Origin of the sequence: Bradyrhizobium sp. AUGA SZCCT0160, assembly GCF_018130105.1 — a bacterium.
GTDB lineage: Bacteria > Pseudomonadota > Alphaproteobacteria > Rhizobiales > Xanthobacteraceae > Bradyrhizobium.
This window is the reverse complement of sequence record NZ_JAFCMD010000034.1, coordinates 47,723-55,486: the sequence shown is the minus strand read 5'-3', so window position 1 is coordinate 55,486 and position 7,764 is coordinate 47,723. Positions and strand designations below refer to the sequence as shown.

The window sequence follows — 7,764 nt, the reverse complement described above, 5'->3', positions numbered from 1 at the left end:
ACCCGGCCTTCCCTGCGCAATGGCTTTACGGCTTATGCCGTGATCTCCCCGGAGACGAGTTCTTGGTTGACTCCGTCACCGCCGGTTCAGCTTGCGCTTCTCCGACAGCTTGACGCCTGCAACGGGCGCCAGGACCACACGGTTTTGCCGTACGCTTAATCCACGCCATCGTCTCAGCGTAAACAAGCGTCCATCGCAACCCGCCCAACGTCCGTGACGACGGCCGACGCCCTTCTGACCAGGACGGGATGGCGATAGATGCGCACTGATTTGGCTCGGCCGACAATAGAAATATTTTTGATTTCCAGAACTTTTCTACTTGACACGATTTCCGAAACTCAGAATTGATCTGTCCCGGCTTCCGCCTTCGCTCGCTGAGCTACGGCGGACAGGGTGCCAAGGCTACGCCGGGCGCGGCCGTCGGTCGTTCTGTCGGCTGCTCTGCCCGTTCGCGGGCATAGTGCCTCCCAAAAGGAACCGGCGGCCGCTCAGAAAGTTGGCATGGGGTGGAGGACCATCATGCGCAAAGTCTTCTCACTGTTGGACGACGAACAGCGGCAGGCGCTCATCGAGGTCGTCGACCTCGGCACGGCGGTTGCTTCAGCCGGGCTGATCGTGTCGATCCTCAACGTGTTTGTCGATCTGGTGACGTGAACGGCCTGGGCCGTCGGGTGGGAGTTTCTGGTTAGCCGCTTCGAGGGCCGGAGCGACTCGTGCTTTCGGTTTTTAACCTGGAGGTGCGTTATGAAACACGATCTGATTCATGAGGACGCCGTGAGAGAAGCGTTGCCGAGCGAGGCAGAGCGGAACTACGGGATGTTGGCCGCTGGGGTTATGGCCCTCGTGGCTGTCGGAATGGCAATCTACTGGATTGCGTAGATCCTAGAGCCTTTTCCGTTCCGATGGAATCGGAACGGGGCTCCAGATTCTTGTTTTGACGCGTTTTCTTTAACCGAACCGGTGTCCACTTCGCTGGAAAACGCTCTCGTGGATTTCACAAAGCGCCGGCGTCAGGAAATATCGCGCGGAAGTTTCCAATCGGGCCGCGGGTCGCAGGGCTCCTCGACCCTGGCGACGTGATAACCGCTGGGAATCACCTGACCGCCTTCCTCATCCGCAACCGGAACGTCCGTCACAAGCCCCTCTATCAGAGCGGCTTCCCAAACCTCTTTCTCGGTGGCGAAGGCACTTCCGATCTGCTTGTCGCCTTCAAATAGCGCATACATCGGGCCTCCTAACCAAAACCCCGCCAGCTACAGGTGTAACTGACGGGGCTTTTGAGATGATATTTCCGGTGGATTTCTCCCTCGTTGTATCACTCGAACAATCAACGTGCCCGGCGAAAAGTCGTTCCTATTTCCGGCCGATTTTTTTGCGGCCGGATTGACGGACAGCGAGCGGGGAACCAGGGGGATCGGGAGGCCGTTTGTTGCCATGTGCGCAAAGCGTTCATCGTACAAGTGTGCTTTGGGGGGCTCTGGAGAAACGTCATGATCCGTAAATTAGCTTCGGGCGAATACCGGCTCTATTCCCGCAAGATCAATCCCAAGACCGGGAAGAGACGAAATCTCGGCACGTTCAAGTCCCGCGCCGCGGCTGAAAAGCATGAACGCAACGTTCAGTATTTCAAGCGGCATTAAGCACGGAAGCATCGATAGGAACTCTCCAGCACCGATGGTGTTTTTGCATCAACCAACGAAGGAGGGATTCATGCCTCGCGGCGACAAATCTGCCTATACCGACAAGCAAAAGCGTCAGGCCGAGCACATCGAGGACGGTTACGAGCAGCGCGGTGTTTCCCACGACGAAGCCGAGCGGCGGGCCTGGGCTACCGTGAACGCGGAAACCCATGGCGGCAAAAAGAGCGGGTCCGGGCGGGGCAAGAAGGTGGACCACGCCCCGTCCCGCAAGGGCGGCAAGCTCGGTGGAAAGGCCGCCGCGAAACGCCCGGCGGCAGAACGCTCCCGGTCGGCGAAGCAGGCGGCACAGACCCGTAAACGACGTGCAGCTTAAGGAGGCGAGAGATGGCCAGTTGCGAGACCTGCGGAAATTCGTACGACAAGGCTTTTCAGGTCGTGATGAACGGCAAATCGCACACTTTCGATAGCTTTGAGTGCGCCATTTTTGCCCTTGCACCAACCTGCAAGCGGTGCGGAACGCGCATCGTCGGGCATGGACTCGAAAAGGCCGGCACCTTTTATTGCTGCGACCATTGCGCTCAAAACGACGGGGTCACCGGGTTGCGCGACCGTCTTTGATACCTGGCGTGATGTCGCTGCAACCAGGATGACGCCATTAAGCCCGCCGGATTCACGCCCGGCGGGCTTTCTCAGGGCGCGAGTTCGTAGTTCGTAGGATGGGTAGAGCGCAGCGAAACCCATCACCTACTCGCAAACTGCGTTAGTGCGGTTGATGGGTTTCGCGAAGTGCTCAACCCATCCTACGCAGCCCGTCTTGCTACGCAGCCCGTCTTGCTCAAGCCGTCTTGGCAAACATCGTGAGAACGCCGTCGGCGATGTTGATGGCCACGACTTGTGACGAAGTCAGGCCCTTGGCCTTGAGCACGGATGCCGCTTCCGGCGTCGCGTCGATGGACTTGCGAAGCGACTGAATGTCTTCCTCGCGGGTCTGCGCCACGAGTTCATCGACTTTCGAGCGCACCGCCGGCTGCAGATCCTTGACGTCGACGACCTGGATGCTCCGGATGACCGTGCTGGACTGCGAAGGCTGTGCCTCGGATTGCGAGGGACTTGCCTGGGATTGCGAGGGACTTGCCTGGGATTGCGAGGGGCTTCCCTGTGCCTGCACGAAAGCTGGTGCGCCCAGAGAGAGGGCGGCAATGATGACGGATGCCGTAACGATGCGCATGCTCACTCCTTTTTTCAGTTTGACTGAAGGGACTCCTTATCCACGAAGTTTGGTTGGGGTCTGATTCCGATGTGGCCATTCAGTGAAACCAATGCGGCTGCAATGCGCAGGCCCAAGCCCGCCGGTTCCCGCTCTGATCGACCGAAGGTTCCGATGTTCCCGTCGGGCTAAAACGAGGATCCTGATTTGCCCGTCGGACCAAATGAGAGTCTTAATTTGACCGTCAGGCTTGATGTTGCGCCCTGTAGCTAGCTCAGCCCACCTGATGCACGCGAGGCTGCGTCATTCACTGGCGCGAAGCATCTGCAACTCGGCAATGCGACTGTCGGCACGGCGGAGCCGCCGGCAAAGCTCGCGGTTGATATTCTGCATCACCATCACATAGGCGTGGATGTCGGCCTTGTAGCACGCGTAGAGTTGCCGGGCCGTGAGCTCGTACAGCAAGGTCGGGCTCTCCGCGACGACGGTGGCCGAGCGGTTCTGCATTTCGATCAGCGTCATTTCGCCGAAAAAGTCCCCGGGCTCGAGACCCGTCATGCGTAGGACGCGCCCGGACTCCAGCAGCTTGCTCACCACCAGCTGGCCGGCGTGAACGATGAACATCGAGCGGCCCGGCTCGCCTTCCGCGACTACCGTGGCGCCGGCGTCGAAGCGGCGCTCGGCCAGCATCGAGATCAGGAGATCGAGGCTTGCGTCCGAGAGGCCACCGAAGAAAGGCGTGGCGAGCAGGAACGCTTTCAGATCTGGGGAGCTGACAGCCATCGGGCCAATATACCCGCGCGCCCGGCGGCGGCAAGCGGGCCAGGCCCGACGGGCTGCTCAGCGAGGGCGGAGGCGGTCCGCCGGCTTGCTTCGGCGAGGCCATGATGGGCACGGCGCCGACGCGTTTGTACCCATCCGGTGGTTCGTTCCCAACGACGATTTCAGCTCGTCGGCATCACGTAGGCGTAGATCCGGCCGCGCGAGACCGGCGCTTCCCGGACCCGGTTGCCGTTGTTGCCGGAGATCATGATCGGGTTGCCCTTGGCGTCGATGCCGGTGATGACTCCGACATGGCCGCCGCCGCGGCCCCTTGTCATCACGGCGATGGCGCCGACCTGCGGGCCGGAGACGCGCTGGCCGTAGCTGGCGAACGATTTCGCCATGTCCGAGCCGGTGCCGCGATAGCCGGAATGTTGCAGCACCATGTTCATGAAGCGGGCGCACCACAGGCTGCCGCGCCCGGTCGGATTGCCGCCAAGATACCGGCGCGCCTCAGCGACGACATTGGAAGAGCCGAAGCTCACCGGCGCCATCACGCCGCCGGGCGGCGTGAGGGTTGAGTTCTGATCCGTGAAAGTGACGTTGATATTGGCGTTGGCGTTGGCATCGGCAAAGCCGCCGGCCTGCATTTTCGCGACGCTGCGTTCCCAGCGCGACAGGCGCGCGATCTTCCGGTGATGGTGGCGGGCGTAATGCCGTGCATGGTGCCCGGCGTGGTAGCCGCGGACGTGGCGCCCTGCGCCATGGTGGGGCCGGGCGGAGGCCGGCGTGGCCATGACGGCGATGCAGACCGAACACAACGCCAGCGCAAGGACACGGAGCGACCGGCGGAACGCAAACAACTGAAGCATCTTTGATCCTCTGTAACGCACCACAATCCCGTAACGTTCGTAGACAAACGAACGCGGCGACCGGTTTGAATTTTTGGCTGTGGCGAGAGGAAGATTTCATGCGGCGGTGCGGAAACGATTCCGGGGTGATTCCGCGGTCATTTTATGGCCAAAAACAAACCGGGCTGCCGCATTGCGGCCCAGAGCATTAACTGCAATTTTCGGGGCCGGAGAACGCGCCAAAACCAAGAGGAACCTCAAATGCCCTATGCCGTCACCAGCGATAATGTCCGCCTGTATTTCGAAGAGGCGGGCTCCGGGACGCCGATCATCTTCCTGCATGAATTCGCGGCCGACCACACCAATTGGGAGCCGCAGATGCGCTACTTCTCGCGCGGCCACCGCTGCATCGCCTATTCCGCGCGGGGCTATACGCCTTCCGACGTGCCGCCGACATCGGACGTCTACACCTACGAGCATTTCTATACCGACGCGCTCGCCGTGCTCGATCATCTCGGGATCGCAAAGGCACATTTCATCGGCCTGTCGATGGGCGCCTATTCGTCGCTGCAGATCGGCCTCAACGCCCCGGAGCGCGCGCTGTCAATGACACTGGCCGGCGTTGGCTCCGGGTCGAGCCTGGAGAATCTCGAAGCCTTCCGCAAGCAATGCCTGGCCAATGCCGAGCAGTACGAAAAGATCGGCTCGGTGGAGGTCGCCAAGGTGACGCGCGAGGCGCCGAGCCGGATTCCGTTCCTGGTCAAGGACCCGCGCGGCCACGCCGATTTCTATGCCGCGCTGGCGCGCCATGACGCCAAAGGCTCGGCCAACACCATGCGCAATTTTCAGGGCGGCCGGCCCTCGATCTACACCCTCACGGAAGCGATCCGCAACGTGCCGACACCGGCGCTGATCATCTGCGGCGACGAGGACGACAATTGCATCGAGCCGAGCCTGTTCCTGAAGCAGCATTTGCCGGCGGCGGGGCTGACGTTCTTCCCGAAATCAGGCCACGTGCTCAACCTGGAAGAGCCCGCGCTGTTCAACGAAATGGTCGAGCGGTTTATCGCGCTGGTCGAGGCCGGGAGGTGGCCGGTGCGGGATGCGAGGTCGATGGTGCCTCAAACGTAAATGTCATTCCGGGGCGATGCGAAGCATCGAGCCCGGAATCTCGAGATCCCGGGTCCGGTCCTTCGGACCATCCCGGGATGACGCCTACGGCGTCATCTCCCCTTCTCCGCCCGGCTCAGCAAGAACACACCCTGCTCGCCGAACATGTTCCAGAACCACCACGGCAAATTCAGCCGCAGCGGGCGGCCGTAGAGATCCAGCGCCACCGCGCGCTCCATCTTGACGTTGATCTCGTCGCAAAGCTGCACGAAATCCTTGATGGTGCAGAAATGGATGTTCGGCGTGTCGTACCAGGTCGCGGGCAGGTTTTCGGTGCGCGGCATGTGGCCGCCGACCAATAATTGCAGCCGCATCCGCCAGAACCCGAAATTCGGGAACGAGACGATGGCGCGATGGCCGATCCGCAGCAGGTTTTCCAGCACCACTTTCGGTTGCCGGGTCGCCTGCAGCGTCTGCGACAGGATCACGTAGTCGAAGGCGTCGTCGGGATAATTGACGAGGTCGGTGTCGGCGTCGCCCTGCACCACCGCAAGGCCCTTGGCGACGCAGCGGTTGACGCCCTCGCGCGACAGCTCGATGCCGCGCCCGTCGATGCCGCGGCTTTCCAATAGCTGCAGCAGTTCGCCATCGCCGCAGCCGACGTCGAGCACTTTGGAGCCGCGCTGCACCATCTCGGCGACCAGCAAATGATCGCTGCGAAGGTTTTCGGTGCGATGCGGCTCCACGCCGGTGAAAGGTAACGTCTGTTGCTGCAGCGACATATCAACCACCCGCCGTTTTCAGGCCCCGCGCGGTGCCTGCGGATCGCAGGAAAGCGCGGGAAATGTCGAAGAATTCGGGCACGTCGAGCAGGAAGGCGTCATGGCCGCGGTCGGTTTCGATTTCGGCGAACGACACCCGCGCGCTCGACGCGTTGAGCGCATGCACCAGCGCGCGCGATTCCGCGGTCGGGAACAGCCAGTCCGACGTGAACGACACCACGCAGAAGCGGGTCTGGATGCCGCTGAACGCTTTGGCCAGCACGCCGCCATGGTCGGCGGCGATGTCGAAATAATCCATCGCGCGCGTCAGATAGAGATAGGAGTTGGCGTCGAAGCGCTCGACGAACGACGAGCCTTGATAGCGCAGATAGCTTTCGACCTGGAAATCCGCGTCGAACGAAAACGTCGGCAGCTCGCGGTCCTGCATCCGCCGCCCGAACTTGCGGTGCAGGGCGGCGTCGGAGAGATAGGTGATATGCGCGGCCATCCGCGCGACGCCGAGGCCGCGATGCGGATGCGTGCCATGTTCGAAATAGCGGCCGCCGCGCCAATCCGGATCGGCCATCACGGCCTGCCGGCCAAGCTCATGGAATGCGATGTTCTGCGCCGAGTGGCGCGTCGAACATGCGATCGCCAGTGTCGAGAACACGCGCGCCGGATATGCCGCGGTCCATTGCAGCGCCTGCATGCCGCCCATCGAGCCGCCGACCACGCAGAACAGCGTCTCGATGCCGAGACGATCGATCAGCATGGTCTGCGCGCGCACCATATCGGGAAGGGTGATGATCGGGAAATCGAGGCCCCACAATTTGCCTGACGCCGGGTTGGTCGAGGCCGGGCCGGTCGAGCCCATGCAGCCGCCGATCACGTTGCTGCAAATGATGAAGTAGAGGTTGGTGTCTAGCGGCTTGCCGGGGCCGACCATGGTGTCCCACCAGCCATGCTTGCCGGTGACGGGGTGCGCATTGTTGACATGCTGATCGCCGGTCAGCGCATGGCAAACCAGGATGGCGTTGGAGCGGTCCGCATTCAGCTCGCCATAGGTCTGGTAGGCGATCTGGAACGGCGCCAGGTCGACGCCGCAATCGAGCTTGAGCGGCTGGTCAGCGCCGAACTTCGCGACCTGCGAGGTCGGATGATCCGCCTCATGGGCCCGATCCTCATTGTGGATGGAGGGGCTTGGTATCGACTGAACGTTTGTCATCTCGGCCACCGACCTCGAAAGCTGAGGTCCTCCCGGACAGAAATCAGGCCATAAAAAAACCCGGCCTGAACAAAGGTTCGACCGGGATCACTTCTGTCCCCGGCCTGTTTAGCGAGTTGTTTAACGTGGCTGCAAGCCGGCCGGCTCAAATGACCACGGAATGGGCTAAAGCTAGTCCGAAGGGAGCTTTTCGTCAAGGCGGGCCGTG

The 7,764-nt window shown here is 61.7% G+C and carries 11 protein-coding genes and 1 riboswitch; of the genes, 4 read left to right on the top strand and 7 right to left on the bottom strand.

Translation table 11 applies throughout. From position 1 onward, the window contains the following. Window positions 1-519: 519 nt before the first annotated feature. Window positions 520-654 carry a hypothetical protein gene (locus tag JQ558_RS38010; RefSeq protein ID WP_283813689.1) on the top strand — a complete coding sequence of 45 codons (135 nt, stop codon included), beginning with the start codon at window positions 520-522 and terminating at the stop codon, window positions 652-654. Window positions 655-1,010: 356 nt separating this feature from the next. Here the strand turns inward: JQ558_RS38010 and JQ558_RS34565 are convergent, their stop codons facing one another. Beyond that, entirely contained in the window at window positions 1,011-1,226 is a 216-nt protein-coding gene (locus JQ558_RS34565) for a hypothetical protein (RefSeq protein WP_212213640.1), read from the bottom strand. Window positions 1,227-1,490: 264 nt separating this feature from the next. Here JQ558_RS34565 and JQ558_RS34560 point away from each other — a divergent pair, with 264 nt between their 5' ends. Further along, window positions 1,491-1,640, top strand: coding sequence for a hypothetical protein (locus JQ558_RS34560; protein WP_212296493.1), 150 nt, complete (start codon window positions 1,491-1,493; stop codon window positions 1,638-1,640). A gap of 70 nt (window positions 1,641-1,710) precedes the next feature. After that, the gene (locus tag JQ558_RS34555; protein WP_212296492.1) at window positions 1,711-2,013 is read left to right on the top strand and encodes a plasmid stabilization protein; all 303 of its coding nucleotides are present in this window, start codon (window positions 1,711-1,713) and stop codon (window positions 2,011-2,013) included. Here JQ558_RS34555 and JQ558_RS34550 read toward each other — a convergent pair. The 4 genes from JQ558_RS34550 to JQ558_RS34535 all read right to left on the bottom strand — a co-directional run bounded on the left by JQ558_RS34550 (window position 2,010) and on the right by JQ558_RS34535 (window position 4,481). After that, window positions 2,010-2,381 (bottom strand): hypothetical protein, encoded by a 372-nt coding sequence (locus tag JQ558_RS34550; RefSeq protein ID WP_212296491.1) that lies wholly within the window; start codon window positions 2,379-2,381, stop codon window positions 2,010-2,012. The genes JQ558_RS34555 and JQ558_RS34550 overlap by 4 nt on opposite strands. 94 nt (window positions 2,382-2,475) lie before the next feature. Further along, window positions 2,476-2,868 carry a hypothetical protein gene (locus JQ558_RS34545; RefSeq protein WP_212296490.1) on the bottom strand — a complete coding sequence of 131 codons (393 nt, stop codon included), beginning with the start codon at window positions 2,866-2,868 and terminating at the stop codon, window positions 2,476-2,478. 282 nt (window positions 2,869-3,150) lie between these two features. After that, a complete protein-coding gene (locus JQ558_RS34540; RefSeq protein WP_212213634.1) occupies window positions 3,151-3,630 on the bottom strand; it encodes a Crp/Fnr family transcriptional regulator in 480 nt (159 codons plus the stop codon). Between the two features lie 161 nt (window positions 3,631-3,791). Then, a complete protein-coding gene (locus JQ558_RS34535) occupies window positions 3,792-4,481 on the bottom strand; it encodes a TIGR02594 family protein (RefSeq protein ID WP_212296489.1) in 690 nt (229 codons plus the stop codon). A gap of 240 nt (window positions 4,482-4,721) precedes the next feature. Here JQ558_RS34535 and JQ558_RS34530 point away from each other — a divergent pair, with 240 nt between their 5' ends. After that, complete coding sequence (locus JQ558_RS34530) at window positions 4,722-5,591, top strand: alpha/beta fold hydrolase (RefSeq protein WP_212296488.1); 870 nt, start codon at window positions 4,722-4,724, stop codon at window positions 5,589-5,591. A 92-nt stretch (window positions 5,592-5,683) separates the two neighbouring features. On the opposite strand, the gene metW is transcribed toward JQ558_RS34530, so the two are convergent. Next, window positions 5,684-6,352, bottom strand: a complete 669-nt coding sequence (metW, locus tag JQ558_RS34525) for a methionine biosynthesis protein MetW (RefSeq protein WP_212213628.1) — start codon at window positions 6,350-6,352, stop codon at window positions 5,684-5,686. A gap of 1 nt (window position 6,353) precedes the next feature. After that, the gene (locus tag JQ558_RS34520) at window positions 6,354-7,556 is read right to left on the bottom strand and encodes a homoserine O-acetyltransferase (RefSeq protein WP_212213626.1); all 1,203 of its coding nucleotides are present in this window, start codon (window positions 7,554-7,556) and stop codon (window positions 6,354-6,356) included. A gap of 87 nt (window positions 7,557-7,643) precedes the next feature. Continuing rightward, a riboswitch (SAM riboswitch) is annotated at window positions 7,644-7,723 on the bottom strand. Window positions 7,724-7,764 lie beyond the last annotated feature (41 nt).